We start from the raw sequence: 26,903 nt of genomic DNA, 5'->3' as shown, positions 1-26,903 counted from the left end.
GATGCCGGGCCGTTGGCACGGCTCGGCCGGACACCGGAAAGCGCAGTGTTGTGCGTCGTCCGCCGTGCGGAGCGGATATCGCGCAGGTGATCGAAAGGGAGTTGCCGCGCATGGTCAACGTCACGGATGGCTACGGGTCGAGCATTCTGGGGTATCCCAGGATCGGACCGCACCGGGAACTCAAGCGGGCGCTGGAGTCCTACTGGCGGGGCTCGCTCTCGCGTGAGGAACTGCTCGAGGTCGGTCGCGACATCCAGGAACAGCAGTTCAGCGAGCTGGCCGCCACCGGGCTCACCCAGGTGCCGGGCAACACCTTCTCCTTCTACGACCACGTGCTGGACAACGCGCTGATGTTCGGCGCGGTGCCGAAGCGGTTCCAGCCCTACCAGGACGTGATGGAGCCGCTGGACTTCTACTTCCTGATGGCGCGCGGGCGGCCCGACCTGCCGCCGCTGGAGCTGGTGCGCTACATCGGCACCAACTACCACTACCGCCAGCCCGAACTCGACGCCGAGACCGATTTCTCGCTGCATCCCGAAGCTCTGCTCGACGAGTTCGACCGGGCCAAGGAGCGCGGCATCGAGCTACGTCCGGTCATGCTGGGCCCGCTCTCGCTGCTGCTGCTCTCCAAGGCGGGGCAGGTGCCCGGCGAGGCCGAGTTCGACACGCTGACCCTGCTCGACAAGCTGCTCCCGGTCTACGAGGAGCTGTTCGAGATCCTCGCCAAGCGCGGCGCCACCTGCGTCCAGCTGGACGAGCCCGCGTTCACCAGCGAGCGCAGCGAGGCCGAGCTGGCCGCGTTCGAGCTGGCCTACCAGCGGCTGTCCAAGGCGCCGCTGCGGCCACGCATGCTCGTCACCGGTCAGTACGGCGATTTCGGACCGGCGCTGGCCATCCTCGCCGCGTCCAATGTCGAGGCCATCGGTCTGGACCTGGCCAGCCACCGCATCCGCCCCGAGGATCTCGCCGAGGTGCCCGGCATCCGCCGCAAGCGGCTGTACGCGGGCGTGATCAGCGGCCGCAACGTGTGGCGCGCAGACCGTTTCGTGACGCTGGAGTACCTCAACGAACTGGCCAAGGTGTGCCCGGATCTGGTGGTCTCCACCGGAAGCACGCTGCTGCACGTGCCCTACGACCTGCTCGTCGAATACGACATCGAGGGCAACGTCGCCGATCGCCTCGCCTTCGCGAAACAAAAGGTGGGCGAGGTGGTTTCGCTCGCCAAGGCGCTCACCGAGGGTCCCTCGGAGAAGTGGCGCAAGCGGCCGACGGAAGTGCACTTCAAGCAGAAGCACGCGGTGCGCCAACGGGTTTACGCGATCACGCCGCAGATGCGCGAGCGCGAGCCCTACGAGCAGCGCCGAATCGCCCAGCAGGCCAAGCTGAACCTGCCTCCGGTGCCCGCCACCACGCTCGGCTCGTTCCCGCAGACCGACCGAATTCGCCAGGCCCGGTACGAACTCGGCGAGGGACGGCTGTCCTACGACGAGTACCGCAAGCGGATCGAGGCCGAGATCGAGGCCACCATCCGTCTGCAGGAGGACATCGGCCTCGACGTGCTGGTGCACGGCGAGCACGAGCGCAACGACATGATCCAGTACTTCGCCGAGCTGCTCGACGGCTTCGCGACCACCCACTTCGGCTGGGTGCAGGTGTACGGATCCCGTTGTGTGCGACCGCCGATCATCTACGGCGACGTCTCGCGCCCGGCGCCGATGTCGGTGGAGTGGATCACCTACGCCCAGTCGCTCACCGACCGGCCGGTCAAGGGCATGGTGACCGGCCCGGTCACCATGATCGCGCGTTCGTTCGTGCGGCAAGACCAGCCGCTGCACGAGACCGCCGACCAGGTGGCGCTGGCGATCCGTGACGAGGTGGTGGATCTGGAAAAGGCGGGCATCGCCATCATCCAGGTGGACGAGCCCGCGATCAGGGAGATGCTGCCGCTGCGCGACGTCGGCCGCGCGGAGTACCTGCGCTGGGCGGTCGGCGCGTTCCGGCTGGCCACCTCTGGTGTGCGGCCGGAGACCCAGATCCACACGCACATCGGCTATTCCGGTCGCGCCGAGGTCGTGGAGGCGATCGATCAGCTCGACGCCGACGTCACCGCGATCGTCGCCACTCGCTCCATCGAATGGGTGCTCAAGGCGCTCAAGGAGGACTGCGCGTCGGGCCACGGCCTGAGCCACGGTGTCGGTCCCGGTGTGTACGAAAGCCGTTCGGCCCGTATCCCGGACATCGACGAGCTCGACGAACTGCTCACGGCAGCGGCCGAGGCTGTCACCCCGGAACGGCTGTGGGCCAATCCGGACGGCGGACTCAAGACCCGGCACTATTGGCAGCTCGAGCCCTCGCTGCGCAATCTGGTCGCCGCCGCGCGGCGCATCCGGCGGCGCATGCCGACGGCCGAATAGTCAGCCGAAACGGGCCGCTTTTCCGTCACGAAATGGAAACGCGGCCCGTTGTTTTTCACGCCTCTGCGGCGGGGACCTCAACTCGCTACGGTGTGTACCTCAGCCGAGTGGGTCGGCAATTGCTCTCGCTGCCAAGGGAGTGGCGCCAGCGCGGCGGAGCCGCACGCAGGCACCGTGATCAGTAGTAGTAGTAGTTACCGTAGGAGTCGTAATTCTCGGTCGATGAGCCGGGAGTGAGGTTGGTCTGGCCGCCCGGGGTGAGGTCGGTCTGGCCGCCGGGGGTCAGATCGACCTGCCCTCCGCACACCAGGTTGGGCCAGGTACAGGTCGCCAGATTGGCGTCCTGACCAGCCTGGGCCACGCCTGCCGTCAGCAGGCCCGCGCCCAGTAGGGCGGGCGCCGCGGCGATAGCCATGGCGCGGGCGAACCGGTGGGTGCGGCGGGTCGAGCGCTGGTTCGAGGTCATACGAGGGTGCTCCTTCGTGTCGGTGTGGCGGGGCGGTCCCGCTGTCGTGATGACGCCGTCCAGACTGCTCGACGCCGGATCGCGTCGAAAGGACACCCAGGGTGCACGCCAGCGCACCCTCCAAGTGGTTCGATCCCACCAAGGTGAAGCTTCCGTTCCGGTCGCAACCCGCTATTTCGGTACGGTCCGTACCGTATTATTTGGGTATGACTGTGGATGAACGAGCGTGGCCCGATTCGCTACGGGTGGCCCAGGTACGGGTCGCGCGGCCGACGGATCGGCTGGACGAGGTGGTGCGGTTCTACGTCGAGGGGCTCGGCCTTCGCGAGCTGTACCGATTCGAGAACCACGCGGGGTACGACGGTGTGATGCTCGGTCTGCCCGGCGCCGAGTATCACCTCGAGTTCACCTCGCATGTGGACGGAAGTCCCTGCGCCGCACCGAGTTCCGAGAATCTGCTAGTCCTCTGTTTCGAGGATGAGGCGCAGATGTACGACGTCGCGCAGCGGCTCGGTGAATTCGGCGTCGAGCCGGTGCCCGTCGAGAATCCGTACTGGGCGGCGCACGGCGGCTTGGCTTTTCCCGATCCGGACGGCTGGCTGGTCATGTTGATGCCGCGGCCGGTGTTCTGATGGCAGGCCGCGCGCGCGACGATCGGATCGATGCGGCGGTGCTGATCGCCGCGCGAGAACTGCTGAGCGAGAACGGATATGCCGAGCTCTCGATCGGCGGGGTGGCCACCAGATCGGGAATTCACCGTCCCGCGATCTACCGGCGCTGGCCCTCCAAACGGCACCTGGTGGTGGCGGTGGTCGCCGATCTCCTCGGCCTGCGGCCCACCGCGAACACCGGCGACCTGCGCGCCGATCTGACCGCGGCGATGCGCGATCTCGTCGCTGCGCTCCGCGATACCTCGCTCGATCGGGTGCTCCCCGCGCTGCTCGCCGATCTGGGCAATGATCCGGAACTGCGCGAGCACTTCCTGGCCACGGTCTTCGAGCCCCGGCGGCAGACCACGGAAATCGCACTACGCGCGGCGGTCCGGCGCGGCGAGGTCCGCCCCGACATCGATATGGACTTCGTCCTCGACGCCGTCGCCGCTCCGATCTACTTTCGCGCGCTGTTCGGCCACCTGCCGCTGGACGACGAACTCGCCGAAGCGTCGGTGGACGCGGTCATGCGCTTGGTCGCGGCGGGGGACGGCACGGGCCGCCTTCCCTAGCGAAACAGAAGGCGGCCCGTTGTACGGTTGCCGCTCCGATCTGCTTTCGCGCGCAGTTGGGCCGCCCGGACACGCACCGGAGCATCGGTAAACGCGGGACTGTGTTCGGTCGCCGCATCGCAAGACGGAGGACGACGGACCCTTCAGTGCTAGGCGCGGGTAATCCGGACCATCAATTCCCGCAGCCGGTTCCGGCCGTTGCGCTTGGGCGGCTCGGGGGCCGGGGATTCGACGTCGGTCTCCACCTCGTAGCGCCGGATGTAGGCCCCCGCGAAGGCTTGCACGGTCGCGGTGACGGGGATGGCGAGCAGGGCGCCGGTGGCCCCGAGTAACGCGGCGCCCGCGATCACCGCGCCGAAGGCGACCGCGGGGTGCATGTCGAGCGTGGTGGCGGTGATGCGCGGCTGCAACACGTAGTTCTCGAACTGCTGGTACAGGACGATGAAGCCGAGGATCCACAGCGCGTCGCCGGGGCCGCCGTTCACCATCGCGACGATCACCGGAAGCGCGCCCGCCAGGTAGGTGCCGACGGTCGGAATGAACTGGGAGACCACGCCGACCCACAGCGCGAGCGCGAAAGCCGATGGCACGTCGAGTATCCGCAGCACCACGTAGTGCGCGAGCGTCGAGCAGACGGCGAGCAGGCCGCGCGAATAGATGTAGCCGCCGGTCTTGTCGACCGCGATGTCCCAGGCGCGCAGCACGTGCCGCTGGCGATGCGGCGGCAGCAGCGAGGACACGGCATTGCGGAAGCGCGGTCCGTCGGCGGCGAAATAGAAGGTGAACAGCAAGACGCCGAGCCCCTGGAAGAGCGCGCCGATGGCGGCCGTTCCGATGCCCCAGGCATTTTCGGCGAGGCCGACCAGATAGCCCTCGATCTGGTCGCTCCACTCCGTCGCGTATTTCTGTATGTCGGTGCCGGACAGTTCCGTGTGGAAGGTGTTGTTGACCCAGTCGACGATCCGGTCGGCGTATTCGGGCGCGTTCTGCACCAGCGTGGTCACTTGATTGACGAGCAGTGAGCCCAGCGTCCACAGGAACCCGACGACGATCAGCAACAGGCCGAGGAACACCACGCCCGTCGCGATGCCGCGCCGCACCCCGCGCGCGGCGAGCCAGTTGACCGCGGGCTCGATGGCGAAGGCGAGGAACAGCGAGACCATCAGCACGGTCAGCAAACCCTGCAGCCGCTGGAGCACCCAGAACCCGACGATCAGTCCCGCGACCGTGGCGGCGGCGAGCAGGAAGGCGCGCAACAGCCACGGCGGCGGCGCGTTCGAGACGTCGGACGTCGACGCCTCGGCCTTCGGCTTCTCGGACCCGGGCGCGTGGGAATCCGCACCGGACTTCGGCGTGGTCGAGTCTTGGTCATCCGCGGACACAAAACCACGGTACTGAGCTGCGCGTCCGGCCGCCCGCAACATGCCAGCGCGGCGCGAACCCGTGCCCGCCGGAAGTACTCCTAGATGGTCGCGGTGTCGATGACGAAGCGGTATCGCACGTCGCTGGCGACGACGCGGTCGTAGGCGTTGTCGATCTCGTCGGCGGAGATCAGTTCGATCTCGGCGCCGATGCCGTGCTGGGCGCAGAAGTCCAGCATCTCCTGGGTCTGCGCGATACCGCCGATCATCGAGCCCGACAGCGACCTGCGGTAGCCGGCGAGGGTGAACGGCTTGACGCTCAACGGGTTCTCGGGCAGGCCGAGGATCACCAGGGTGCCGTCCAGGTTCAGCAGTTTCATGTAGTCGTCCAGCGGCAGGTCGGCCGAGACCGTGTTGAGGATGAGGTCGAAGCGGCCGCGCAGTTCGCGGAAGGTCTGGCGGTCGCCGGTGGCGTAGTAGTGGTCCGCGCCGAACCGCTTGCCGTCGTCCTGCTTGCTCAGCGAGTGGCTCAGCACGGTGACCTCCGCGCCCATCGCCGCGGCGATCTTCACGCCGATGTGCCCGAGCCCGCCCATGCCGATGATCGCGACGTGTTTGCCGGGCCCGGCCTGCCAGTGCCGCAGCGGCGAGAACAGGGTGACGCCCGCGCACAGCAGCGGCGCGGCCACGTCGAGTCCGATGCCCTCCGGGATCGACACCACGAAGTTCTCGGTCACCACGACCCGGGTGGCGTAGCCGCCCATGGTGTAGCCGCCCGGCTGCACCTCGGGCGCGACAGCGGAGTTGTAGGTCATGGTGGCGCCGACCTGGCAGTACTGCTCCTCGTCGGCCAGGCACGGACCGCACTTACCGCAGGAGTCGACCATGCAGCCGACGCCGACCCGGTCGCCGACCTTGTACTTGCTCACCGCAGAACCCACCGCGGCCACCAGGCCCGCGATCTCGTGGCCCGGCACGCACGGGTAGCGGGTGCCGCCCCATTCGTCGCGGGCGGTGTGGATGTCCGAATGACAGATGCCCGCGTACTTGACGTCGATCAGCACGTCGTGCGGACCGAGTTCCCTGCGCTCGATGGTGACCTTCTCGAAGGCTCCGTCGGGAGCGGGCAGGGCGTAGGCGGCGGCAACAGTGCTCATGAATACATGCCTACCGTCGCATGCGCGGATTGCCAACCTATACGGCTTCGCGACGCCGCGTGTTTGCCGAGACGGGTTTGCCCCGGGGAGCGCGGGGGATGTCCATCCTGCCCGGTTTTCCGACCCTCGGCGGGTGCGACGGCCGGAAATCCTGATCTACGGTGAAGATCTCCGGCCACAATGGAATTCGTCAGGCGTAGCAGAGGCGGGAGTGCCATGGACGACGGACGACGCGGCAGCGGCGGCGGGCGGGCGCTGGCGCTGATCGTGGTCGCCCTGCTCAGCCTCGCCGGCTTCCTCGGGTATCGCGGTGAGCTGCCGGGCTGGCCGTTCACCGGCCCTGGCTCGGTCGTCGCGCCGATGGAGCACGAAGCCGCCCCGCCGATGGACCCGGTCGCCGTCGCGGCCGCCGTGAAACCGGCCCTGGTGAACATCAGCACCGCCGCCCAGATGTTCGGTCAGGGGGCCGCGGGCTCGGGCATCGTGCTCACCGCCGATGGACAGGTACTGACCAGCCATCACGTGGTCAAAGGCGCCGAATCGGTCACCGTGACGTCGGTCGGCACGGGGGAGGTCTACTCCGCGAACGTGCTCGGCTACGACTCCAGCGCCGACATCGCCCTGCTCGAGCTGGCCGACGCCGCCGGACTCACGATCGCGCAGCTCGGCAGTGCCGCCGATCTGCGGTTGGACGACGAGGTGCTCGCGATCGGCAACGCGGGTGGCACGGGCGGCCCGCCGACCGCGATCGCCGGGAAGATCACCGATCTCGACAGCACGATCGTCGCGCTGAACTCGGCCGATCTCTCCCGCAAGGCGCTGTCGGGGATGCTGGAGATCGCGGCCGCGGTGAGTTCGGGGCAGTCGGGGGGAGCGCTGGCCGATCGGCGCGGTGCGATCGTCGGCGTGATCACCGCGGCGTCGGGCGATCGCGACCGGGCGGTCGATCGGCAGCCCAACGGCTACGCGGTGCCGATCGACGCCGCCATGCGGGTGGTGCGCCAGATCCGCTCCGGCACGCCGACCGAGACGGTGCACATCGGCCCGACGGCTACGCTCGGCGTGCTGATCTCCGACGCGAAGCCGAGCGGCGCGCGCATCGATGTCGCGATCTACGGCAGTCCCGCCGCTGCCGCCGGACTCGCCGACGGCGAGGTGATCACGTCCATCGACGGCAAGGCGGTCACCACCGCTCGGGCTCTGCGCGCCGCGATCAACGTGCGCAAGCCCGACGACACGGTGCGCCTGGGAGTGATCGGCGTGGGCGGCGTCGAGCGGACGGTGACCGTGGTGCTCGGCAAGGGCGCGCCGAACTGACGCGAGCGCGTCAGCACAGGCGGCAGGGTCAGAACAGGCTCAGCCAGTAATCCTGGAACCGCAGGAAGACCAGCAGCAGCACCACCGCGTAGAAGAGCGCGACGATGGTCCAGCGCCATTCGGCGAGCACGCGGAGCGGGCCGCGCGACTCGCCCCACAGCTGGTCGGTGGCCACCGCGAACAGCGGGGTGACGATCGCCCAGACCACCATGCAGTACGGGCACAGCGCGTTGATGCGGTACAGGCTCTGGAAGATGAGCCAGCAGACGAAGCCGATGCCGGCGACCGTGCCCAGCCACAGGCCGCCCCAGATCCACTTCGGGAACCCGAGCCCGGCCACCGCGAGGACGCCGAGCGTGACCACGACGGAGAACGCGACGATGCCGAGCAGCGGGTTCGGGAACCCGAACACCGAGGCCTGATCGGTGACCATGACCGAGCCGCAGGACAGGATCGGATTGATGCTGCACGAGGGACGGTAGCCGGGATCGGTGAAGAGCTTGAACCGCTCGATGGTCAGCGCCATCGAGGCGAGCCAGCCCGCGAGGCCGCAGATCAACAGCAGCCAGGCGGACCGGGGTGGCGCGGCGATCACTGGCCCGCGGCCGCCGCGGCGATGGTCTGCTCGAGCGCGCTCGGGTTGACCTGCTTGCCGTTCACGAACACCGTCGGCGTCGACTGGATGCCGCCGTCGAAGGCCTTGTTCGTGGTGGACGCGACGAACTTCTCGTAGGTGCCGTCGGTGATGCAGCTCGCGACGGCGTCGGTGTAGCCGACCGACTTCGCGATCTCGATCAGCTTCTCGTCGGGCAGGCCGTTGCCGCCCTCCGGCGGCTGCTGGGCGAACATCGCCGACAGCCACGTCTGGTACTTGGTCGGATCCTGCTCGGCGACGCAGTAGGAGGCGTTGGCCGCGCGGGTCGAGTACTGGGTCGTGGAGGCCTTGTCCAGGAACGAGATGATGTTGTATTCGACCGCGGCGGTGCCGGTGCTCACCGCGTCCTCGAGCACCTTGCCGTAGGTGGCCTCGAAGGCCTTGCACGCCGGGCACTGGAGGTCGGCGACCAACCGGACGGTGACCTTCGCCTCGGGCTTGCCGATCCGGATGGAGCCGTTGTCGGTGATCGAGCCGCCGACGGCGCCCGGCGTCTGCGCCGCGGCGATGGTCGGGGTGGGACCGGGATCGTCCTTCTCCGCCTTCTTGATCGCGAGTCCGATGCCGATCGCGGCCACCAGGCCGATCAGCACGGCGGCCACCGCCACCTGGATGAGGATCTTGCGGTTGCGGTCGGCGCGCTCCGCCTTCAGCAGCGGATTAGTCCGTCCCGGATTGTTGCTCACCGTGCGTTCACCACGCCTTTCGCTCGCCTGCCGGTTTCGCCTGCCGCCACGATGGTAGTTCCGGAACTCCTCGTCGAGCGGGCATGGTCCACATCATCGTGCGTCAACCTGAGAGATTCCGAAATGTCGCGTGCGGAGGCTCAGCGGGCCTCGGCTCCGCTCAGCCCGAGGCCGACGGCGTCGCGGGCCCACGACGGCGCCGACGGCTCAAGCGTCTTGGAGCAGCAACCGAAACGAGGGGTGGGCAGGCGTCAGTGGCCGGATGGCGCGAAAGTCCTTCTCATCCAATGTCAGGATGTCGTTGGTCAGGTAGCGCTCGGCGAGCACTACGTTGACCGCATCGGCGAGATCGAGTCGCAGCCCGCGGTACTGTCCCATGATCTGCTGCGACGCTCGAAGATCGTCATGATCGATCGGTGGGACGAGTACCGCGCCTTCCTCGGCAGAGGTGAGCAGATCGTCGAGGACGAGATCGGCGATGCGACGGTCTTTGCCGAATCGGGCGATCAGCAGATGATCGATCTCATCGAGCACCAGCGGCGAGACGACGGCCACTGAGGTGGCCAGGAATTCGCGCGCGCGATCCTGCAGCTCGGCGGCGCGATCGTAGGCCGCGATGATCGCCGAGGTGTCAGCGATGAAGAAGCTCATCGCCCGTAGGCCTCGCCGAGCGATTCCTCACTGTCGGCGGCGAAATTCGGATCCCCGGAGTCGAATGACGGCCATGGCCTGCTTCGGCGAACCCGGTGTGTGCGGAGCAAAACGAGGTCGATCCCTTCTCGAATGAGATCGGCTTCCGACCGCCCGGACTCCTCCGCCGCCTGCTTGAGACGGGCCGCCTGCTGGGATTCGAGGTACACGCTCGTCTTGGTCTTCATAGAATGTAGGGTACTACGTAGGGTACTGGCGTGGCCACGGCTCGTTCGACTGTGGGCGGCCTACTGATGGCAGCGTTGTCGCGCCCGGACGCCGGCGCTCGCCGTCTACCGTTGAGCCATGTCCGGGGATACCGCGCGCGACTTCTACGACCATTTGGCCGGGGACTACCACCTGCTCTACCAGGACTGGCCCGCGGCGGTCGCGGGGCAGGGGCGGGCGTTGGATCGGGTATTGCGGGGGCGTCTGGGGGCGGGGCCGTCGACCGTCTTGGACGCGGCGTGTGGGATCGGGACGCAGGCGATCGGGTTGGCGGCGTGCGGGCATGCCGTGGTGGGGATGGATTTGAGTCCGGTGGCGGCGGCGCGGGCGGCCGAGGAGGCGCGGACCCGGGGGTTGCGGCTGCCGACGTTAGCAGGCGATATGCGGGCGCTGCCCTTCGACGGCGGGTGGGCGGATGCCGTGGTGTGTGCCGACAACGCGTTGCCGCATCTGCTGACGGCCGTCGAGGTCGGTACCGCGCTCGGCGAGATGTGGCGGGTGCTGCGGCCGGGCGGTCTGCTGGTGCTGACGACCCGCGACTACGACGCGCTGCGCGCCGCCAAACCGGCTGGGCAGCCGCCGAAATCGATCGAGTCGGTCATGGGGCGCGCGATCACCTTCCAGCTCTGGCACTGGGACGACGACGGCGAACGCTACGACTTCGAGATGTTCCGCCTCACCGAGGGTGGCGACGGCTGGGCCGTCCGGGTGGGCGGCGCGCGGTACTGGGCGCTGACCAGGGCGCAGCTCACCGAGTTCGTCGTGGAGGCGGGTTTCGCCGAACCGACCTGGCATGCGCCGGAGGAGACCGGCTTCTTTCAGCCGGTGCTCACCGCGCACCGGCCCGGCCCGGCCTGATCGCGCGGTGCTCCCGCCGCAACGCAGGACGCTGCACCGTCTCGGGCCGCTCGGCACTCCGGACCGGCCGCCCGGCGTCGCTGCAACGTGCGTGGCACGGGCCGCGCGCTGGGGGCCGCCCGGCTCCGGACCGGCCGCCCGGCGTCGCGTGCGGGGTTTGTCCGAGCCCGCCCTTAGCATTCCCCGGGTGACCGGATACGACTTCGAGCATCTCGACACTTCGACGCTGCCGCCGCGCCAGCAGCGCATCCTTGCCGTGATCCGGGACTGGGTCGTCGAATACGGGTATCCGCCGAACACCAGGCAGATCGGCGATGCGGTCGGCCTGAAGTCGGCGTCCTCGGTCTCCAAACATCTGAAGAACCTGGAGGAGAGGGGCTTTCTGCGCCGCGGCGCCGCGGTGGCGCGCCCGATCGACGTGCGGTTGTTCCTCCAAGGCGCGGCGCGGGCGGAGCACTCCGACGCCGCGGTCACCGTTCCCGTGGTCGGCGACATCGCCGCGGGCGCACCGATCCCGGCCGAGCAGCACACCGACGAGACATTGACGCTCCCGCGCGAATTGGTCGGTCGCGGAACGGTTTTCGCGCTCCGCGTGCGCGGCGACTCGATGATCGACGCCGCCATCTGCGACGGTGACACGGTGGTGGTGCGCCAGCAGAGCGAGGCGCACTCCGGCGACATCGTGGCCGCCATGATCGGCGAGGAAGCCACCGTCAAGGTGTATCGCCGCCGCACCGGCCACGTCTACCTGGAACCGCGCAACCCGGCCTACGACGTCATCGACGGCGACGAGGCCGTGATTCTCGGCAAGGTCGTCTCGGTGATGCGCCGGATCTGAGGCGCACGGCGGGCGGCCCCCGCCGGGAGGGGAACGACGGGGGCCGCATGGGGCACCGAGGCGGACCTGTTCGGGTCGACCGATTGCCTCGGTGTGTTCTGTTATCTCCGCGGACGCCCGTTTCGTAGCAATCGGTTTCGTAACACCCAGCTGTGCAGAAACCAGCGTGTCACGGCCCGCTGCTCACTCATCCCGCCGTCGCCGACGAGGCCGTCATCGGCGTACGGGACGGGGCGGGCGAGGAGGTGCCCAAGGCGTTGGTGATGTGTGCGCAAGGATCTCCGGCTGGAGCAGTATCGGGTCCGAGGCTAGGCATGCTCCAAGCGGCGGAGTTGTTCGGCGATGTCGAAATTCGCCGCGGGCCAGTCGAGTTCCAGCTTCTCCAGCGCATCGATGAGCAGTTCGGTGACCGCGAGGCGGGCGTACCACTTGTGGTCGGCGGGCAGCACGTACCAGGGCGCGTCGGCGGTGGACGTGCGATCCAGCATGGCCTGGTACGCCTCGTGGTAGGCGGGCCAGTAGGCGCGCTCATCGATGTCGGAGGGGTTGAACTTCCAGTACTTGTCCTGGCGCTCCAGCCGCTGGCACAGCCGCTTCTTCTGCTCGTCCAGCGAGACGAACATGGCGACCTTCACCAGGGTGATGCCCTGGCCGATCAGCTCGCGCTCGAACTGGTTGATCTCGTCGTAGCGCGGCTCCCACTCCTCGCGGGGTACCAGCTCGTGCACCCGCACCACCAGGACGTCCTCGTAGTGCGAGCGGTCGAAGACGCCGATCTGGCCGCCGCGCGGCAGTGCGTTGCGGATGCGCCACAGGTAGTGGTGCCGCCGCTCCTCGTCGGTCGGGACGCCGAAGGCCGCGTGGTCGACGCCCTGCGGGTCCACCGAACCGATGACGTGCCGGACGATGCCGCCCTTGCCCGCGGTGTCCATGCCCTGCAACACCAGCAGCACGCTGCGCTTGTCGCCGGAGCGCCCGTTGGCGTAGAGCTTCTCCTGAAGCACGGAGAGCGCCTCGCCGCGCTGCATCAGCAACTTCTGGGCATTCTTCTTGTCCCCGGTGAATCCGGGTGTCGACGAGGTCGCCAGTTCCGCGATCCGCAAACCGTCGGCTTTCAGTGCCTCGGTGACCGGGACAGACCAGTGCTTCACCATCGACCACACTTACCACGTCTGTCCGCGCCCGGAGCGGCGTTCGGCGTCAGCGGATCTGTGCGAGCCTCAGCAACTGCACGGCGAAATCGTCGTCGGTGACCGGGGTGAGGATCAGATCGTGCGAGGTGGTCAGCAGGTAGCGGCCGTCGCCGGTGAAATCGAGCCAGGTGCGGTGGCGCGTCGGAGGTGACATCGGATTGTCCGGGTCCACGGTCACGGTGATGAACCCGCGGCAATCCACCGGCTTGCGCAACGTCTGCCGGAAGCGGGCCGCGCCGCGCTGGCCGTTGGCCGAGGGCGTGTCGGCCGACTCGATGGTGAGCACCGCGTCCTGCGGCTCGCGCATCGCGCCGAGCCGTCCCGGCTGCGCCGAGCCGATCACCTGCACCAGGCGCTGGCCGAGGTTGCGCGCGTGACACATCTGCACGGTCACCTTGTCCGGCGCGGCGACCAGCACGCCCGCGTGATTGTGCACCACCGCGGCGAACGCCAGGATGCGATCGCCATCGGAGGCGCTGCCGTTGCGCCCCGGTGCGCTGCGTTCGCCGGAGAGGGTGATGGTGGTGGCGTCGGTGCGCGCGCACAGCATCAGCGCCGCGGCCAGGTCCGGATCGGCCTGCCTGGCGAACCGTTGTGGCAAACGCAATGCGGCGTACTCGGTTTCGGTGCGCACGGTGGACGACGGCACCATGTTGATCGGATACGGTCGCCTGTCCAGGTTCGTTTCGCTTTCCCAGACATGCGTGAATTCGTCCGGGGTGAGGACCCATCTCACCGTGCGCCGCCCCCGCCGTCGGAGGGGGCGCGCGGCGGGGTGAACCGGGGCACGCTGTCGCCGGAGGCGGGCATGGTCGGGGTGTAGACGTAGGTCATGGTGTCCTGGGCGTCGGCCTCGGCCGTCGCGGCGGCCAGGTCGTGGTCCATCCTGCGGCGCCCGCCGGACACGGCCTCCGCGGCCGGGTCGTCCAGCGGCGCATAGCGCCGCGGTTGCGGGATCGCGGCGCGGATCGTCTGCGCCGCATCGCGATTGAGCTCCATGAGGCGCTGCACCGCCCGGCACACGTCGTGCGCTCCGGCGCCCGCCCTGATGAACTCGCGCGTCGCGCGCTGTGCCGCCTCGGCGGATCGCCCTGACCAGCGGGCGAATTCGCGATTGGCGGTGTCGGCGAAGCTCTGGAAGGCGTCGGCGACCGCGTCGGCGTTGGCTTGCCATGCCGCGGCCGTCTCGCCGAGCGCGCCGGGATCGAGCGCTTCGTGCACCCGGTCCCATATCTCCACGTGGGTGTAGGCGCCGAATCGCTCCCGCTCCGGCGCGTAGGCGGGATCCGTTCCGCCGCTGGAGGTTCCGGCGGACGCGGCGAGTGCGCGTTGTTGCACCCTGATCTCGTCGGCAGCAGCTCTGGCCGCGGCGTCCACCACGGTCACCACCTCCGCATTCCGGACTCGCACGCGGTCATCGCGGATCCAGGTACTCGGTGACCAGTTCGAGCGCGGCTCGATTCGCCGCCTCCGCGTCCGCGAGTTTACGGCCCGCCGCGAGATACGCCGCTTTGAAGAGCAGCGCGGTCTCCTGGAAGGCGGCCACGGTATCGAGGAACTGCCTGCCCTTGTCGCCGAACCCGGCGGCCAGGCAGCGGCCGGTCGGCAGGTCGGGAAAACCGGCGACCTCGGTGACCGAATGTCCTGTGGCCATGGCCTTTCGCAGGTCGTCGACCAGCCGGTCGCAGGCGGCGGCGAGATTCTCGGCCACGTCCTCGGCCAGCTCGAAACGCTCGCCGCCGTCCGCGCCGATGGCCGCCGCGTACAGCCCCCTGGCCAGCCCCTGTCCGGTATCCGGCACCGCCATCTGGGTCGCCCCCTTCTGTTCGGTCCACACCCACGGCCATACTGGTCGGCACTCTACCGCTCGGTAACCAACCCCGTTGCCGGCTTTCCCCCGCGCACCTGCTGTGATGTGGCGCACGGTCGGCCACCTGGCGTGGTTCGCGAGCTGATTACACTGACCGGAAGTATTGGCAGATCCCGGAGCGGAAGGCGTTCGGTGCCCGACATCGAAGAAGTACTCCCGAAGTATCAGCAGATTTCGGGGTACATCCGTGACCAGATCGAGCGTGGCGAACTCGCTCCCGGCGCCGAGGTGCCCTCCGAACGCGAGCTCGCCGTCGCGTGGAAGGTCGCGCGGCCGACGGCAGCCAAGGCGCTGAATACGTTGCGCCAGCAGGGATTGGTGGAATCCCGGCGCGGGTCGGGCACCTTCGTGCGCGGTCCGGACGCGGTGCCGCTGGTGCGCGAATCCGCCGGGCGGGCACGGCAGTACGGCGCGATGTACGCCGAAAGCGAGCCGGTCGACATCCTCGCCGCCGAACTCGTCGGCGGCCCGGAGTACGTGACCGACGCGCTCGGCCTCGCGGCCGGTAGCGAGGTGATCGCCCGCAGGCGACTGGTCACCGGAGACAACGGCGACGCCGAACTCTCCACGTCCTGGTTTCCCGGCGATCTGGCCGGGGTCGCCGACCGCCTGCTCGATATCCAGCGGCTGCCCGGTGGTACCGCAACCTATTTGGAGGCGGTGACCGGTCGCCGGGTTGCGTCGGTGTTCGACGAGGTCAGCGCCCGCTTGGCGACCTCGGAGGAGCGCAAGCGGTTGCGGCTGGCCCGCACCTCCGCGGTGCTGGTGTACCGGCTCACCGCGCTCGACGCCGACGGCGCTGCATTGCAATTCGACGAGGGCATCTATCCGCCCGAGTCCTGGGTATTCCGCCAGGAATATTCCGTTCGCGGTGCGTGACACGCGGTCGATGACGCGCCGTGATGCCGTTGACAAGGCGGAATGACGCCTGGAATAGTCCGCTTTGCTAGGGAATGGACTAGGCCGCAGGGTGGGAGGTGCGATGCTCGATCAGTTGACCATCGGTGGCTGGGTAGTCGTCGGCGAGCACTGCTCGGTCCGGCGCGCCACGTTGCACTGCGACGACTACCTGACCTATGTCTTCGAAAATGGCGGCACGGAACTCGATTTCGCGGTCGCGCCCGCTGTGCTGCAACGGATGGTCGAGCTCAGCGGAATCCAAGTGTCTGCCGACGATCGGCCCGACTGACCGAGGCTTCGGTTCGCGCAAGCCGGACCCGTCCGAGACACTGTGTGCCACAGGCGGCTCCGGAACGCGCTAGCCGAAAGTTCGATCCGCCCTGGCTTTTCGCTCAAGCCGGACGGGTCGCGCTGACGTATTGAAGCAGCCGGTGCACGCTCTGATCGATCTCGACCAGCCCGAGTTCGCGGAACAGGTTCGGGAAGGTCTGGTGATCGAACACCCGCAAACCGCTCCAGCCGCCGACGATTCGGCTCGCCTGCCCGAACGGGGTGTCGGCGCGGTGGCTGGTGGTGATGGCGATGCGGCCGCCGGGGGCGAGCACGCGCACCATCTCCCGGGTGGCGGCGAGCGGATCGGGGATCAGATAGAGCGCCTCGAAACAGCACACCGCGTCGAAGACGCCGTCGGCGAAAGGCAGCGCGCGAGCATCCCCGCGCAGATAGCCGACCCGCGGACCGGCGTTGTCGACCACCGCGCGCGCCAGCATCGGTTCGGAATAGTCCACGCCGACCGCGAAGCCGCCCTCGGACAGCGATTCGCTCAGGTGCCTGGTGAAATTGCCCGGACCGCAAGCGATGTCGAGCACCTTCTTGTCCCCGGCCAAGCGCAGCGTGCGCACCGCGTCGCGGCGATCCGACGCGGTGCTGCGACCGCTGGCCAAGTAGAACAGCGTCGGCCGCCACGCACGCTGGTACACGGCGGCCAGCGCAGGATGATTCATGGTGCGGCGCGCCAGGTTCACCGCGCCGCCCTCGCGGACTCGTACTGCACAACAGCTCCTCGACGCTGAGAATCGTGATGCGGCAGCCTGATTCAGGCCCGCCGCACCTCGATGGTCATGCCCGCCGCGCGCAGCCGGTCGGTCAGCGCGTCACCCATGGCCGCGGCCGGGGTGAGGATGCCCGACAGCTCCGGCTGCTTGCCGGTGTCGAAGGCAAGGCACAGCCCGGCTTCACCCAGCATCACCGCGGTGGCCTGGTAGCCGGGGTCGCCCTTGCCGTGGAACGTCGCCACGTACTTCGCGCCGGAGGTGGTGTGCGCGTACGTCTTCATGGTGAACCAGCCGCTGCGCCTGGCCTCCTCGCTCGGCCCCGTGCCCGGCTTCGGCAGCACCCGGTCGAGCAGCTTGCGGCCCGCCGACACCCGCGACAGCAGCGCGCCGGTGGCCATGGTCGCCACGATGCCGCCCGCCACGCCCGCCGCCACCAGCGGCGCCGCCGCCGACTTGCCCGCGCTCATCACCTCGCGGTAGCGGAAGTTCTTGCCGTACACCCACCCGAGCAGGCCGTTGCTGCGCCGCACGACCTTGGTGTTGTGCGTGGCCATCACGAAGGTGCTCACCCAGCCGTCCAGGCTCGGATCGATGCTGCTAGCGCGCTGCAACGCCTGATCGGACTGACGGCCGACGTCGGGTTCCATCGACTTGTCGGGGCTCAGCGAATACGGGTGCGAAAGCACCGAGGCCTTACTGGAGTCGGCCGCGATGGCCTCCATCATGGCCCGGCCCGAATCGATGGTGCCGCCGCTGACGCCGCCCTTGAGCGAGGCGATCAGCGTGGTGTCGGTCAGCTCACCGGTGTTGTCCGAGACGGACGTGCGGTACAGCTGGTAAACGCTCAGATCGGACGGAATCGAGTCGAACCCACAGGAATTGACGATCTTCGCGCCGGTGCGCGCGGCCTCGTCGTGGTAGTTGTCGATGGCGTCGCGGATGAACAGCGGCTCGCCGGTGAGGTCGGCGTAGTGGGTGCCCGCCTTCGCGCAGGCGGCGACCAGCGGCAGGCCATAGCGCAGGTACGGGCCGACCGTTGTCACCACGACCTTGGTGCGCTCGGCCAGTGCGTCGAGCGCGGACTGATCGGTCGAATCGGCCACCACGAGATCCCACGACGCGGCCTTCGGGCCGAGTTCGGCGCGGACTGCGGTCAGCTTGTCCAGCGAGCGGCCCGCCAGCGCGATGCGCGCGTCGGAGGGTGCCGCGTCGAGCAGGTATTGCGCGGTGAGCTTGCCGACGAAACCCGTCGCGCCGAACAGGGCGATATCGAATTCGCGGTTGTCTGCCATAGGTCATTCACTCCTGGTCGATGCCGTGGCGATCGCTGTGACTCAAGCTTTTCGCCCGGTCCTTGGCTGCCGCGTCGTCTTCGCCGCGGTCTTCTTGGATGCGGTCGCGGTCCGCGACCGCGCGGTCTTGGTCGGGGCGGGCGGAGGGTTCTCCGCCAGCCACTGCTGATGCGCCTTGCCCAGTTCGGTGACCGGCGGTTCGTCGTAGAGCCACTCGCGCGCGATCCGATGCCAGTTCGCGGTGGCGTTGAGCTGGCCGAGCATGCCGAAGGTGAGGAAGTCCGCGCGCCGGGAGAACAGGTGCTCCGGCGGCAGGTTCTGCTGTTTCATCCCGGCGAACTCGCTGGCGCGCGGGTCGACCGCGAGCAGGAACGCGCCGCTGGCCAGTTCCGGTGTGATGGTCAGATCTTCGTCGACCAGGCACCACTCCGAGGCTGCCAGCACGTATTCGAGGCATTCCTCGGCGCCGATCTCCTCCGGCGAGTCGATCACGCCGCGCTGAATCATCAAGTCGCGCAGGTCTTCCGCGCGATCCTCGGCGGCCGCGCGCAGGCAGATCGTCTCGAAGCGCACGTGCTCGGGGTCCATTCGGTTGAACAGGCCGAAGTCGAGGAAGCCGACGCGGCCGTCGTCGGCGAGCAGCACATTGCCCGGGTGCGGGTCGCCGCAGAATTCGTTGAAGCTGAACAGCGAGCCGACGTAGAACCGGTAGATGATCTCGCCGAGCCGGTTGCGCTCGACCTCGGGGAACTGGCGCAGCTCCTCGAAGCCCTTGCCGGGGAGGTATTCGCTGACCAGCACCCGCGTCGTGCTGAGTTGGGGCAGCGAGCGCGGCACCGCGATGAACGGGTGCCCCGCGTAGAGCTCGGCGATCTGCAACTGGGTGACGGCCTCGGTCCGGTAGTCGAGCTCGCCCTCCATGTTCAGCCGCAGCTCGTCCAGGACCGCGGGGGTCACCCACGGCATGGCGGAGGTGAGCACCTTGCGAAACATATTGAGGTTCTTCAGATCCGCGCGCACCGCGGCGTCGATGCCCGGGTACTGCACCTTCACCGCGACCACCCGGCCGTCGTGCAGCGTGGCCCGGTACACCTGGCCGATCGAGGCGGCCGCGATCGGCTCCGGGTCGAACTGCGCGAAGATCGTGGTGAGCGGCTGTCCGAAGTCCTCCTCGATCACCTGGCGCATGGCCTCGAACGAGACGGTCGGCGCGGCATTGCGCAGCACGGCCAGCCGCTTCTGGAAACGTTCGCGATGATCCTCGGGCACCAGGTCCAGATCGAGCACCGACATCATCTGTCCCAGTTTCATGGCGACGCCCTTCATGGTGCCGAGCACCATGACCACCTGCTCGGTGGTGCGGATCATGGATTCCTCGGCCATCTTGGCGCGCACGGCCTCGGATCTACCTCGCATGGAAAGCCGCGTGCGCTGCGTCCGGATCACGGAACTGGCGGCCACCGCACCCAGCTTGGTGCCACGAGCAAGCCGGGAAGTCGGCACATGCTTCGCCATCGAGGTACCTCCATTGGTGCCGCGGTCGGGCCGACGCGACGCGCAGGCGCGAGCTTGCGTGGCCACGTGGGGCGGTGACCCACCCCACTGTGGCACCGCTCGCGTTCAGACTAACCAACCGAGCGGCATTGTCGAACCCGCCGTCACAGACAGGTGGAGTCAGCCTTCGCTCCCGGCCGTGCGCGCGGCTATGGACGGACTTCAAGCGGCAGCGCCGATCGGCGTACCCCGAGGTCCGTTCGCGTGGCCCGCTCCTACTCGGAGGCGTCCTTCTCCCGGATGGGCAGCACATGCGGCTGCTTGTTGAAGTTCTCACGGGAGCCGCTCGCGCGAACCAGCCCCTCGATGGCGCTCCAGGCCATCATCGTCAGGTAGTCGATGACTTCCTCGCGGGACATCGACTTGTCGGTGGTCCACCAGTGGGTAGCCAGCTGGATGCCGCCGACCAGCACGTAGGACCAGAGCATCGACCCCGTGGTGTCGAGGCCGAGCGCATCGGCCTTGTCCGCGATGACCGTGGAGACCACCTCGGCGAAGAGCTTCTCGAACTCGGCCAGCGAGGACGCGTCCGAGCCGCTGCCCATGATGAAGCGGTACACCTCGGGGTCCTCGTCGACCGTGCCGACGTAGGCCGCGAGCGCCGTGCGCACCAGCTCGAACTCGTCGGCGTCGAGGCTGATCGCGCCGTACACCCGCGGCATCAGCGTGGTCTCGATGAACCGCTGCATGGTCGCGTGGACCAAGTCGTTCTTGTCGGAGAAGTACCGGTAGAGCACGGTCTTGGAGACGCCGATCTCCGCGGCGATCTCGTCCATACCCGCGTTGCTGCCCCGGGTGCGGACAGCGGCGAGAGTGCCGTCGACGAGCTCTTCGCGGCGGTCGATCTTGTGCTGACGCCAACGGCGCTTGCGGCCGTCCATCCGGCCGGTGCGCACCGCAGCCGGTCGCTCGGCGAGCTCACCGATGTCGACAAGGTCTTCGGTGGACAGCGTTGGCTCCCTTGTTTGTATTGGTCGTGGACCACCAGCTTAAGTCCAGGCCAGCCGCCATAGGCGCAAATGGGGGCCGGATGCGGCGGGAACCACAGAATCGATGCGCCACGCGCCGTCCGGTCTCCCGCGCGTGGCACCGCAGAATGGAGACATGGAGAAAGCCCCCGGCACTATCGCGGTCATCGACGCGCCCACCCCGGCGGCGCCGACCGGGTTCTTCGTCGACGAGGCCGCCAAGCGGCGCGACCTGTGGAAGATGAAGGCGGTCGCCACCGGTCTGCTTGCGTTTGCCACCGCGGTCTATCTGTTCTGCCGTTGGCTGGAATCGCGCGGCGAGGGCGGCGACTGGGTCGGATATGTGCGTGCCGCTTCGGAGGCGGGCATGGTCGGCGCGCTCGCCGACTGGTTCGCGGTGACGGCGCTGTTCCGGCATCCGCTCGGCCTGCCGATTCCGCACACGGCGATCATCCGCAAGAAGAAGGATCAGCTCGGCGCCAGCCTCGGCAGTTTCGTCGGCACGAATTTCCTCGCGCCCGAGGTGGTCTCGGCCAAGGTGAATTCGGCTCAGATCTCGCTGCGCGTCGGCCGCTGGATGGCCGACCCGCAGCATGCCGCGCGGGTGGCCGAGGAGAGTTCGACGATCCTGCGCGCGGTGGTCGGGGTGCTGCGCGACGAGGACGTCGAGCAGGTCATCGACAACACCATCGTCAAGCGCATCGCCGAACCGCTGTGGGGGCCGCCGATCGGCCGGGTGCTCGCCGAGTTGCTGGCCGACAATCGGCAGTTGCCGCTGCTGGACATGCTCGCCGAACGCGCACATCAGTGGGCGCTCGGCAGCCAGGAGACCATCGACCGGATCGTGCTGCGCGATGCGCCGCAGTGGGCTCCGAAATTCGTGAACATTCTGCTTTCGGAAAAGATCTACCGCGAGCTCGTCGAGTTCACCTGGAAGGTGCGGTCGAATCCCGAGCACGAGGTGCGTTTGGCCGCCAATCGGTTCCTCGAGGAATTCGCCCACGATCTGCAGTACGACGACGCGATGATCAAGAAGGCGGAGCGGATCAAATCGCAGATCATGGGCCGCGAGGAAATCACCGGCATGGCCGAGGCGACCTGGCGCGCGGCCAAGCGGCTCATCCTGGAGTCGGCCGACGATCCGAACAGCACGCTGCGGCGCAAGGTGGGGGAGAATGTGCAGCAGCTCGGTGAGCGGCTGCGCGACGACGCCGAGATGCGAGCGAAAGTGGACGGCTGGATCGACCGCGGGGCGCGCTACCTCGTGTCGAACTACGCGAGCGAGATCACCACATTGGTCACCGACACGGTGGCCCGATGGGACGCCGAAGAGGCGAGCAAGAAGATCGAATTGCAAGTGGGACGTGACCTGCAATTCATCAGAATCAACGGAACCGTCGTCGGATCGCTGGCCGGTCTGGTGATCTACACGGTTTCGCAGCTGTTGTTCCAAGGCTGACAGAGCGGCACGCCGAAGGTGTGCTAACAGCGTGCTTGCAAGAGTTAGCACCCTGCCCTAGAATTGAACCCGTACAACCGCCAGAAGGTGAGTGATGGCAGACCATCCCGAGGTTTCCGCCGAGTACACCGACAGTTCGGCCGAGCGATCGGCCGGCGTCGGGGAACGAGGGGGTCGCGTCGCGAACGCGGCGCACGACATCGGAGGTTTCATCAGGGCGCAGCGCGAGGCGGCGCAAGTCTCGCTGCGTCAGCTCGCCGCGCTGGCGGGGGTGAGCAATCCGTATCTCAGTCAGATCGAGCGCGGATTGCGCAATCCTTCCGCCGAGGTACTCGCGCAGATCGCGAAGGCGCTGCGGGTGTCCTCGGAGGTGTTGTACGTACGGGCTGGCTATCTCGAGCAGCGGCCGCACAGTCCGGTCCGGGACGCCTTGCTTGCCGACACCGATATCAGTGAACGGCAGAAGCAGGTGCTCCTGGAGATCTATGAATCGTTTCGCCGGGAAAACGGAGGGAACGAGCCAGGGGGGGAATGGGACAGCGACGTTCCGCGCACGACAACCGACACTCCGCCACGCCAGGAGAACGAAACACCATGACCGACAAGACCGTAACCGTCACCAAGCCTCTGCTCGCCGCCGTCGGCGCCGGGGATGCCGTCTACACCGCCGCCCTGGATGTCGTCACCCAGGTGCGTGAGCGCGCGGCCTCCGCCGATGTGCCCGGCCGGGTGGAAGAGGCGCGCGAGCGCTTCGCGAACGTGCCCGCCGACGTGCAGGCCCAGTTCGAGACGCTGCGCGAGCGGCTCGCCGGCCTGCCTTCCGAGCTGCCGGACGACCTTGCCGAGCTGCGCGAGAAGTTCACCTCCGAGGAGCTGCGCAAGCTGGCCGAGGAGTACTACAACAAGGTCGTCGACCTGTACGCCGACCTGGCCGTGCGCGGCGAGGAGACCGTCGAGCGGCTGCGCGCCAACCAGCGGGTCGAGGACCAGATCGACCGCGTCGAGACCCTGTACAAGGACGCGGCAGGCCGCGCCGAAGAGGTGCTCGACCGGGTCAACGGCCTGATCGGGCGCTCGGGCAAGGCCGTCGAGGACGAGGCCGACGCGGAGGCCGAACCGGTCGTCGAGGCCGAGGTCGTCGCAGTCACCACCGAGACCGCTCCGGCCGAAGCGAACGGCGCGCCGAAGAAGGCTCCGGCCAAGAAGGCCCCCGCCGCGAAGAAGGCTCCCGCCAAGAAGGCCGCGCCGAAGAAGGCGTAACGCGCCGGTCGGACACGCCTGGACGCCCCCGCACAGCCTGCTGTGCGGGGGCGTCACTCGTATCATGGGTCAGGTGAATACCGTGCAAGGGTTGACCGGACTCATCCTGCTGGCGCTGTGGCTCGTCGCGCTCGGCGCGACGATCTTCGCGCTGATTCACGCCATTCGCCAGCGGCCGGACGCCTTCACTGCGGTGGACAAGCAGACCAAGCCGATCTGGCTGGCGATCCTCGGCGTGTCGCTGCTGCTTCTGCTGCTCTCGCCCGCCGGACTGGGACTGCTTGCCTTCGTCGCGATCATCGCGACGGGCATCTACCTGGCCGACGTACGACCCAAGGTGGACGAGATCCAGCGCGGACCGCGCTGGTAACTCGCCCGTCGGCGGTCACCGCCCGGCGCTGTCGACGCGCCGATAGACGAATTTCTCGTGCTTGCATCAGCAAGCAGACTTCGCGCCTCCGCTGGTAGGCGCTCTGATCGCCGCTGCCCTCCGACCGGGCGGCGGCGATTTTCTTGTGCTTGCACTAGCTAGCAGGCGGTACTTCGGGTTACTGTAATTATCAGTAACACAAAGGAGTGTCCGAATGCGTGCACAGTTGCCGCCCGCGTTGGCGGAGCTTCCGGGGAAGGTCCGGAGCTTGCTCGAGGTACATCGCGCCAACCTCAGGGCGCGGACCTACTCGATCGCCGCGCTGAACCCGCCCACCGTCCCGGGTGACGTCATCCCGGTGACCGCGCCCGACGGCACGAAGTTGCGGGTGCACGCGTACGGTCCGGTCGACGCTCCCGCCATCGTGCTGGTACACGGCTGGACCTGCGCCATCGAGTACTGGAACGCCCAGATCAACGCCTTCGCTGGCGAATACCGTGTGATCGCCTATGACCAGCGCGGACACGGTGCGAGCGAGCGCGGCTCGTCCCCGCTGACCATGGATCTGCTGGCCGACGACCTCGCCGCGGTGCTCAGGGCCGCCCTTCCCGCGGGCCGCAAGGCCGTGCTGGTCGGCCACAGCCTCGGCGGCATGACGCTGCAAGCCTGGGCCGGGCGCTACCCCGAGGAGGTCACCCGGCGCGCCGAGGCGGTGCTGCTGACCAACACCGCGCCGCACGGCCTGGTCGCCACCACCACCGTGGTGCCGTTCTTCAACCGGCCGCTGCCGTGGAATCGCACCGGCGTATCGCTGCCGCACGTCATCGGCAAGCTCGGGCTCGGAACGCCGATCGTGTTTCCGCCGATCAAGCCGGTCAAATGGGTCTTCGCCCGCCAGATCATGAGCCTGGACTCCACCGGCGATCTGGTGGACTACAGCATGGCCGTGGTGCGTTCGTGTCCCGCGCTGGTGCGCGCCGAATTCGGCAGGCTGCTCGCGATCATGGATCTCGGCGAATCGGCCAAGAATCTGGTGGTGCCGACCACGATCCTGGCCGGATCCGCCGACGACATGACGCCGCCGCTGCACTCGGAGATCATCGCCGAGATGCTCGAGTCGGTAGGCAGCCTGGAGCGCTACGAGGTGCTGAAGACCGGCCACCTCGGCAATGTCGAGATGTTCGAGCGGTTCAACGAGGAACTCGCCCGGGTGCTCGACTCGGTGTACACACCCGCGCGCACCGAAGCGGTCGGCTGATCCGAGGCCGATCCCGCGCTGTCCCCGACCGGAGCCGACGATGTCTCCGATCGGGGCCGCCGCGCGAGGGGGGTCCGGTGCGTACCGACGTCGCCGCGGAGGCGGTTCAGTTGAACACGACGGTGCGGCGGCCGTGCACCAGCACCCGGCCCTCCAGGTGCCAGCGCAAGCCGCGGGCCAGCACCACGCGTTCGATGTCGCGACCCTGGCGCACCATGTCACGCACCTCGTCGGCGTGATCGATGCGGATCACGTCCTGCTCGATGATCGGACCCGCGTCAAGTTCGGCGGTCACGTAGTGGCAGGTGGCGCCGATCAGCTTGACGCCGCGGGCAAAAGCCTGGTGGTACGGGCGGGCGCCGACGAACGAGGGCAGGAAGCTGTGGTGGATGTTGATGGCCCGGCCCGCCCAGTGCTCGCACAGTTCGGCGGGCAGCACCTGCATGAAGCGAGCCAGCACCACCGCGTGCGGATCGTGCGCGTCGACCAGTTCGCGCACCTGCTCGAAGGCGGGGCCGCGCTCGGCCGGATCCTTGGGGAACGGCACGTGATGGAACTTCACGCCGTGCGCCTCGGTCATCGCCGCCAGATCCGGATGGTTGCCGATGACGGCCTCGATGGTGGCGGGTAGTTCACCCGAGGCGGCGCGGCCGAGCAGGTCGTGCAGGCAGTGGCCCTCCTTGCTGACCAGCAGCACCGCGCGGCGGCGTTCGCCGGTGTCGTGCAGCTGCCACTCCGTCTCCGGGCCGAGCCGGTCGGCGATCGCGGTGAACCGGTCGCGCAGTTCCGCGATGCCGAAGGGCACCGTCGTGGCCTTGATCGCCTGCCGGGTGAAGAACCAGCCCGTGTCGGTGTCCGAGTGGTAACCGGCCTCCACGATCGACCCGCCGAACTCGGCGATGAACGAGGTGATCCCTGCGATGATGCCGGGTCGGTCCGGGCAGCCCAGCGTCAGCACGAAACGGCGATCGTCCGGGGCGGATGGAGCGGAACTCATCGGCCCATCCTCCCAGGTTCCGCTTCACGCGATGCACCAGGACCGGTTGTTCTGTGCGGCCTCTCGTCGGATGCCCGGCGTTCGCCGGGAGGGGGCCGCGGCGTCTCGGGTCGTCGAATTCCGGGCTATCTGATCAGAGCTCGTAAAACGGTTCGGCGTAATGGAATTCGCCGGTGATCTGGTCCTCGTAGGTGGTGAGCGGGCGGACCTGGAAGTGCGACACCCAGTCGGGCTCGTCCGGGGCGATCCCGAGACGAGCGGCGGGCACGAACCCGAACCGCGGGTAGTAGTCGAGGCTGCCGAGCAGGCCGACCAGCGGTTCGTCGAGCGCGTCGGCCGCGCCGAGGGCCGCGTGCATGAGCGCGGAGCCGACGCCGACGCCCTGGTGCTCCGCGTGCACGCCCAACGGCCCGAGGCCGAGCGCGGGGAACGGGCCGACGGCGGCGCGGGTGAGGCAGACGTGCCCGATCACCGTGTCGAACTCCACCGCGACCAGCGACAGGGTGGGGATCCAGCCCGCGTCGCTGCGCAACCGCGCGACCAGATCGACCTCGGGCGGTTCGGCAGGCGACAGCCCGGTGGCTTCGCCGGGTGACGGACCTGTGGTACCACCGGGCGGTGTCCCGGCGGCGCGTCCTGCGTGCTCGCGTGCGTACAGCGCGCCGAAGGCGCTGCGGTGCACCGACGCGACGGCGGGAGCGTCCTCGGCGCGTTCGCGTCGGATCAGCACGGTGTCGTCTCCTCCCGAACGAGTTGGGCCCTCCGCACAACGCTCGTCAGGTGGCCGAGCTTCCCGGAGCCCGCGGATCCACCGACACATACGAGTGTGCGTTAC

General features: G+C 68.3%; 30 protein-coding genes. 13 read left to right on the top strand and 17 right to left on the bottom strand.

The window, feature by feature from the left end; all coding sequences use genetic code 11:
- Window positions 1–110 precede the first annotated feature (110 nt).
- Window positions 111–2,414 carry a 5-methyltetrahydropteroyltriglutamate--homocysteine S-methyltransferase gene (gene metE / locus ACRWNM_RS13130; protein WP_431967041.1) on the top strand — a complete coding sequence of 768 codons (2,304 nt, stop codon included), beginning with the start codon at window positions 111–113 and terminating at the stop codon, window positions 2,412–2,414.
- A gap of 178 nt (window positions 2,415–2,592) precedes the next feature.
- Here metE and ACRWNM_RS13125 read toward each other — a convergent pair whose 3' ends face one another.
- On the bottom strand, window positions 2,593–2,880 hold the full coding sequence (locus ACRWNM_RS13125; RefSeq protein WP_431967039.1) for a hypothetical protein: 288 nt from the start codon (window positions 2,878–2,880) through the stop codon (window positions 2,593–2,595).
- Between the two features lie 206 nt (window positions 2,881–3,086).
- Between ACRWNM_RS13125 and ACRWNM_RS13120 the strand changes: the two genes are divergently transcribed.
- Together ACRWNM_RS13120 and ACRWNM_RS13115 are read left to right on the top strand one after the other, a co-directional pair.
- Entirely contained in the window at window positions 3,087–3,512 is a 426-nt protein-coding gene (locus ACRWNM_RS13120) for a VOC family protein (RefSeq protein WP_431967037.1), read from the top strand.
- Window positions 3,512–4,102, top strand: coding sequence for a TetR/AcrR family transcriptional regulator (locus ACRWNM_RS13115; protein ID WP_431967035.1), 591 nt, complete (start codon window positions 3,512–3,514; stop codon window positions 4,100–4,102). The genes ACRWNM_RS13120 and ACRWNM_RS13115 overlap by 1 nt, the downstream gene beginning before the upstream one ends.
- Window positions 4,103–4,251: 149 nt before the next feature.
- On the opposite strand, the gene ACRWNM_RS13110 is transcribed toward ACRWNM_RS13115, so the two are convergent.
- The gene (locus tag ACRWNM_RS13110; RefSeq protein ID WP_431967033.1) at window positions 4,252–5,484 is read right to left on the bottom strand and encodes an AI-2E family transporter; all 1,233 of its coding nucleotides are present in this window, start codon (window positions 5,482–5,484) and stop codon (window positions 4,252–4,254) included.
- An 80-nt stretch (window positions 5,485–5,564) separates the two neighbouring features.
- Window positions 5,565–6,620 (bottom strand): NAD(P)-dependent alcohol dehydrogenase, encoded by a 1,056-nt coding sequence (locus tag ACRWNM_RS13105; protein ID WP_431967031.1) that lies wholly within the window; start codon window positions 6,618–6,620, stop codon window positions 5,565–5,567.
- Between the two features lie 216 nt (window positions 6,621–6,836).
- Here ACRWNM_RS13105 and ACRWNM_RS13100 point away from each other — a divergent pair, with 216 nt between their 5' ends.
- On the top strand, window positions 6,837–7,937 hold the full coding sequence (locus ACRWNM_RS13100; RefSeq protein ID WP_431967029.1) for a S1C family serine protease: 1,101 nt from the start codon (window positions 6,837–6,839) through the stop codon (window positions 7,935–7,937).
- Window positions 7,938–7,965: 28 nt separating this feature from the next.
- Here ACRWNM_RS13100 and ACRWNM_RS13095 read toward each other — a convergent pair whose 3' ends face one another.
- The 4 genes from ACRWNM_RS13095 to ACRWNM_RS13080 form a co-directional block, all read right to left on the bottom strand.
- A complete protein-coding gene (locus ACRWNM_RS13095) occupies window positions 7,966–8,532 on the bottom strand; it encodes a vitamin K epoxide reductase family protein (RefSeq protein ID WP_431967027.1) in 567 nt (188 codons plus the stop codon).
- Complete coding sequence (locus ACRWNM_RS13090; RefSeq protein WP_431967025.1) at window positions 8,529–9,278, bottom strand: thioredoxin domain-containing protein; 750 nt, start codon at window positions 9,276–9,278, stop codon at window positions 8,529–8,531. Before ACRWNM_RS13090 ends, ACRWNM_RS13095 begins: the two co-directional genes overlap by 4 nt.
- 207 nt (window positions 9,279–9,485) lie before the next feature.
- Entirely contained in the window at window positions 9,486–9,929 is a 444-nt protein-coding gene (locus ACRWNM_RS13085) for a PIN domain-containing protein (protein WP_431967023.1), read from the bottom strand.
- Window positions 9,926–10,156 (bottom strand): ribbon-helix-helix domain-containing protein, encoded by a 231-nt coding sequence (locus tag ACRWNM_RS13080; protein WP_431967021.1) that lies wholly within the window; start codon window positions 10,154–10,156, stop codon window positions 9,926–9,928. Before ACRWNM_RS13080 ends, ACRWNM_RS13085 begins: the two co-directional genes overlap by 4 nt.
- Window positions 10,157–10,274: 118 nt before the next feature.
- Between ACRWNM_RS13080 and ACRWNM_RS13075 the strand changes: the two genes are divergently transcribed.
- Window positions 10,275–11,054: a class I SAM-dependent methyltransferase gene (locus ACRWNM_RS13075; protein WP_431967019.1), complete on the top strand. Its 780-nt coding sequence runs from the start codon at window positions 10,275–10,277 to the stop codon at window positions 11,052–11,054.
- A 187-nt stretch (window positions 11,055–11,241) separates the two neighbouring features.
- Window positions 11,242–11,892 carry a transcriptional repressor LexA gene (gene lexA, locus ACRWNM_RS13070; protein ID WP_431967017.1) on the top strand — a complete coding sequence of 217 codons (651 nt, stop codon included), beginning with the start codon at window positions 11,242–11,244 and terminating at the stop codon, window positions 11,890–11,892.
- A gap of 308 nt (window positions 11,893–12,200) precedes the next feature.
- Here the strand turns inward: lexA and ACRWNM_RS13065 are convergent, their stop codons facing one another.
- From ACRWNM_RS13065 to ACRWNM_RS13050, 4 genes are read right to left on the bottom strand one after another with little or no spacing between them, the layout of a single operon-like run.
- Window positions 12,201–13,046, bottom strand: coding sequence for a polyphosphate kinase 2 family protein (locus ACRWNM_RS13065; protein ID WP_431967015.1), 846 nt, complete (start codon window positions 13,044–13,046; stop codon window positions 12,201–12,203).
- Between the two features lie 46 nt (window positions 13,047–13,092).
- A complete protein-coding gene (locus tag ACRWNM_RS13060) occupies window positions 13,093–13,821 on the bottom strand; it encodes an ESX secretion-associated protein EspG (RefSeq protein WP_431967013.1) in 729 nt (242 codons plus the stop codon).
- Window positions 13,818–14,495, bottom strand: a complete 678-nt coding sequence (locus ACRWNM_RS13055) for a hypothetical protein (RefSeq protein WP_431967011.1) — start codon at window positions 14,493–14,495, stop codon at window positions 13,818–13,820. The genes ACRWNM_RS13060 and ACRWNM_RS13055 overlap by 4 nt, the downstream gene beginning before the upstream one ends.
- A 4-nt stretch (window positions 14,496–14,499) precedes the next feature.
- Window positions 14,500–14,922: a hypothetical protein gene (locus ACRWNM_RS13050; RefSeq protein ID WP_431967009.1), complete on the bottom strand. Its 423-nt coding sequence runs from the start codon at window positions 14,920–14,922 to the stop codon at window positions 14,500–14,502.
- 165 nt (window positions 14,923–15,087) lie between these two features.
- On the opposite strand from ACRWNM_RS13050, the gene ACRWNM_RS13045 reads away from it, so the two are divergent.
- Window positions 15,088–15,834, top strand: a complete 747-nt coding sequence (locus tag ACRWNM_RS13045) for a GntR family transcriptional regulator (RefSeq protein ID WP_431967007.1) — start codon at window positions 15,088–15,090, stop codon at window positions 15,832–15,834.
- Between the two features lie 103 nt (window positions 15,835–15,937).
- Window positions 15,938–16,144, top strand: coding sequence for a hypothetical protein (locus ACRWNM_RS13040; RefSeq protein ID WP_431967005.1), 207 nt, complete (start codon window positions 15,938–15,940; stop codon window positions 16,142–16,144).
- 103 nt (window positions 16,145–16,247) lie between these two features.
- On the opposite strand, the gene ACRWNM_RS13035 is transcribed toward ACRWNM_RS13040, so the two are convergent.
- From ACRWNM_RS13035 to ACRWNM_RS13020, 4 genes are all read right to left on the bottom strand, one after another.
- Window positions 16,248–16,859 (bottom strand): class I SAM-dependent methyltransferase, encoded by a 612-nt coding sequence (locus tag ACRWNM_RS13035; protein WP_431967003.1) that lies wholly within the window; start codon window positions 16,857–16,859, stop codon window positions 16,248–16,250.
- 92 nt (window positions 16,860–16,951) lie between these two features.
- On the bottom strand, window positions 16,952–18,202 hold the full coding sequence (locus tag ACRWNM_RS13030; RefSeq protein WP_431967001.1) for a saccharopine dehydrogenase family protein: 1,251 nt from the start codon (window positions 18,200–18,202) through the stop codon (window positions 16,952–16,954).
- Window positions 18,203–18,244: 42 nt separating this feature from the next.
- Complete coding sequence (locus tag ACRWNM_RS13025) at window positions 18,245–19,717, bottom strand: ABC1 kinase family protein (protein WP_431966999.1); 1,473 nt, start codon at window positions 19,715–19,717, stop codon at window positions 18,245–18,247.
- A 254-nt stretch (window positions 19,718–19,971) separates the two neighbouring features.
- Entirely contained in the window at window positions 19,972–20,652 is a 681-nt protein-coding gene (locus ACRWNM_RS13020) for a TetR/AcrR family transcriptional regulator (RefSeq protein WP_431966997.1), read from the bottom strand.
- Between the two features lie 208 nt (window positions 20,653–20,860).
- Here ACRWNM_RS13020 and ACRWNM_RS13015 point away from each other — a divergent pair, with 208 nt between their 5' ends.
- The 5 genes from ACRWNM_RS13015 to ACRWNM_RS12995 all read left to right on the top strand — a co-directional run bounded on the left by ACRWNM_RS13015 (window position 20,861) and on the right by ACRWNM_RS12995 (window position 25,071).
- Entirely contained in the window at window positions 20,861–22,183 is a 1,323-nt protein-coding gene (locus ACRWNM_RS13015; RefSeq protein WP_431966995.1) for a DUF445 domain-containing protein, read from the top strand.
- A gap of 94 nt (window positions 22,184–22,277) precedes the next feature.
- Complete coding sequence (locus ACRWNM_RS13010) at window positions 22,278–22,781, top strand: helix-turn-helix domain-containing protein (protein ID WP_431966993.1); 504 nt, start codon at window positions 22,278–22,280, stop codon at window positions 22,779–22,781.
- Window positions 22,778–23,443 (top strand): heparin-binding hemagglutinin, encoded by a 666-nt coding sequence (locus tag ACRWNM_RS13005; RefSeq protein ID WP_431966991.1) that lies wholly within the window; start codon window positions 22,778–22,780, stop codon window positions 23,441–23,443. Before ACRWNM_RS13010 ends, ACRWNM_RS13005 begins: the two co-directional genes overlap by 4 nt.
- A gap of 64 nt (window positions 23,444–23,507) precedes the next feature.
- Window positions 23,508–23,813 carry a DUF2516 family protein gene (locus tag ACRWNM_RS13000; protein WP_431966989.1) on the top strand — a complete coding sequence of 102 codons (306 nt, stop codon included), beginning with the start codon at window positions 23,508–23,510 and terminating at the stop codon, window positions 23,811–23,813.
- 214 nt (window positions 23,814–24,027) lie between these two features.
- Window positions 24,028–25,071 (top strand): alpha/beta fold hydrolase, encoded by a 1,044-nt coding sequence (locus tag ACRWNM_RS12995; protein ID WP_431966987.1) that lies wholly within the window; start codon window positions 24,028–24,030, stop codon window positions 25,069–25,071.
- Between the two features lie 106 nt (window positions 25,072–25,177).
- On the opposite strand, the gene purU is transcribed toward ACRWNM_RS12995, so the two are convergent.
- Together purU and ACRWNM_RS12985 are read right to left on the bottom strand one after the other, a co-directional pair.
- Window positions 25,178–26,068: a formyltetrahydrofolate deformylase gene (gene purU, locus ACRWNM_RS12990; protein ID WP_431966985.1), complete on the bottom strand. Its 891-nt coding sequence runs from the start codon at window positions 26,066–26,068 to the stop codon at window positions 25,178–25,180.
- Window positions 26,069–26,201: 133 nt separating this feature from the next.
- Window positions 26,202–26,798 (bottom strand): GNAT family N-acetyltransferase, encoded by a 597-nt coding sequence (locus tag ACRWNM_RS12985; protein WP_431966983.1) that lies wholly within the window; start codon window positions 26,796–26,798, stop codon window positions 26,202–26,204.
- Window positions 26,799–26,903 lie beyond the last annotated feature (105 nt).

The sequence above is a fragment of the Nocardia sp. bgisy134 genome, from assembly GCF_965341865.1.
Classification (GTDB): domain Bacteria; phylum Actinomycetota; class Actinomycetes; order Mycobacteriales; family Mycobacteriaceae; genus Nocardia.
Note: the sequence above shows the minus strand (reverse complement) of the source record. Positions and strands in the feature narration are given on the sequence as shown.

What these genes read in the sequence shown, in the direction of transcription:
- metE (WP_431967041.1), top strand. Translation starts at nt 111, where the DNA reads ATGGTCAACGTCACGGATGGCTACGGGTCGAGCATTCTGGGGTATCCC.
- ACRWNM_RS13125 (WP_431967039.1), bottom strand. Translation starts at nt 2,880, where the DNA reads ATGACCTCGAACCAGCGCTCGACCCGCCGCACCCACCGGTTCGCCCGC.
- ACRWNM_RS13120 (WP_431967037.1), top strand. Translation starts at nt 3,087, where the DNA reads ATGACTGTGGATGAACGAGCGTGGCCCGATTCGCTACGGGTGGCCCAG.
- ACRWNM_RS13115 (WP_431967035.1), top strand. Translation starts at nt 3,512, where the DNA reads ATGGCAGGCCGCGCGCGCGACGATCGGATCGATGCGGCGGTGCTGATC.
- ACRWNM_RS13105 (WP_431967031.1), bottom strand. Translation starts at nt 6,620, where the DNA reads ATGAGCACTGTTGCCGCCGCCTACGCCCTGCCCGCTCCCGACGGAGCC.
- ACRWNM_RS13100 (WP_431967029.1), top strand. Translation starts at nt 6,837, where the DNA reads ATGGACGACGGACGACGCGGCAGCGGCGGCGGGCGGGCGCTGGCGCTG.
- ACRWNM_RS13085 (WP_431967023.1), bottom strand. Translation starts at nt 9,929, where the DNA reads ATGAGCTTCTTCATCGCTGACACCTCGGCGATCATCGCGGCCTACGAT.
- ACRWNM_RS13080 (WP_431967021.1), bottom strand. Translation starts at nt 10,156, where the DNA reads ATGAAGACCAAGACGAGCGTGTACCTCGAATCCCAGCAGGCGGCCCGT.
- ACRWNM_RS13075 (WP_431967019.1), top strand. Translation starts at nt 10,275, where the DNA reads ATGTCCGGGGATACCGCGCGCGACTTCTACGACCATTTGGCCGGGGAC.
- ACRWNM_RS13065 (WP_431967015.1), bottom strand. Translation starts at nt 13,046, where the DNA reads ATGGTGAAGCACTGGTCTGTCCCGGTCACCGAGGCACTGAAAGCCGAC.
- ACRWNM_RS13040 (WP_431967005.1), top strand. Translation starts at nt 15,938, where the DNA reads ATGCTCGATCAGTTGACCATCGGTGGCTGGGTAGTCGTCGGCGAGCAC.
- ACRWNM_RS13035 (WP_431967003.1), bottom strand. Translation starts at nt 16,859, where the DNA reads ATGAATCATCCTGCGCTGGCCGCCGTGTACCAGCGTGCGTGGCGGCCG.
- ACRWNM_RS13030 (WP_431967001.1), bottom strand. Translation starts at nt 18,202, where the DNA reads ATGGCAGACAACCGCGAATTCGATATCGCCCTGTTCGGCGCGACGGGT.
- ACRWNM_RS13025 (WP_431966999.1), bottom strand. Translation starts at nt 19,717, where the DNA reads ATGGCGAAGCATGTGCCGACTTCCCGGCTTGCTCGTGGCACCAAGCTG.
- ACRWNM_RS13015 (WP_431966995.1), top strand. Translation starts at nt 20,861, where the DNA reads ATGGAGAAAGCCCCCGGCACTATCGCGGTCATCGACGCGCCCACCCCG.
- ACRWNM_RS13010 (WP_431966993.1), top strand. Translation starts at nt 22,278, where the DNA reads ATGGCAGACCATCCCGAGGTTTCCGCCGAGTACACCGACAGTTCGGCC.
- ACRWNM_RS13005 (WP_431966991.1), top strand. Translation starts at nt 22,778, where the DNA reads ATGACCGACAAGACCGTAACCGTCACCAAGCCTCTGCTCGCCGCCGTC.
- ACRWNM_RS13000 (WP_431966989.1), top strand. Translation starts at nt 23,508, where the DNA reads ATGGGTCAGGTGAATACCGTGCAAGGGTTGACCGGACTCATCCTGCTG.
- ACRWNM_RS12995 (WP_431966987.1), top strand. Translation starts at nt 24,028, where the DNA reads ATGCGTGCACAGTTGCCGCCCGCGTTGGCGGAGCTTCCGGGGAAGGTC.
- purU (WP_431966985.1), bottom strand. Translation starts at nt 26,068, where the DNA reads ATGAGTTCCGCTCCATCCGCCCCGGACGATCGCCGTTTCGTGCTGACG.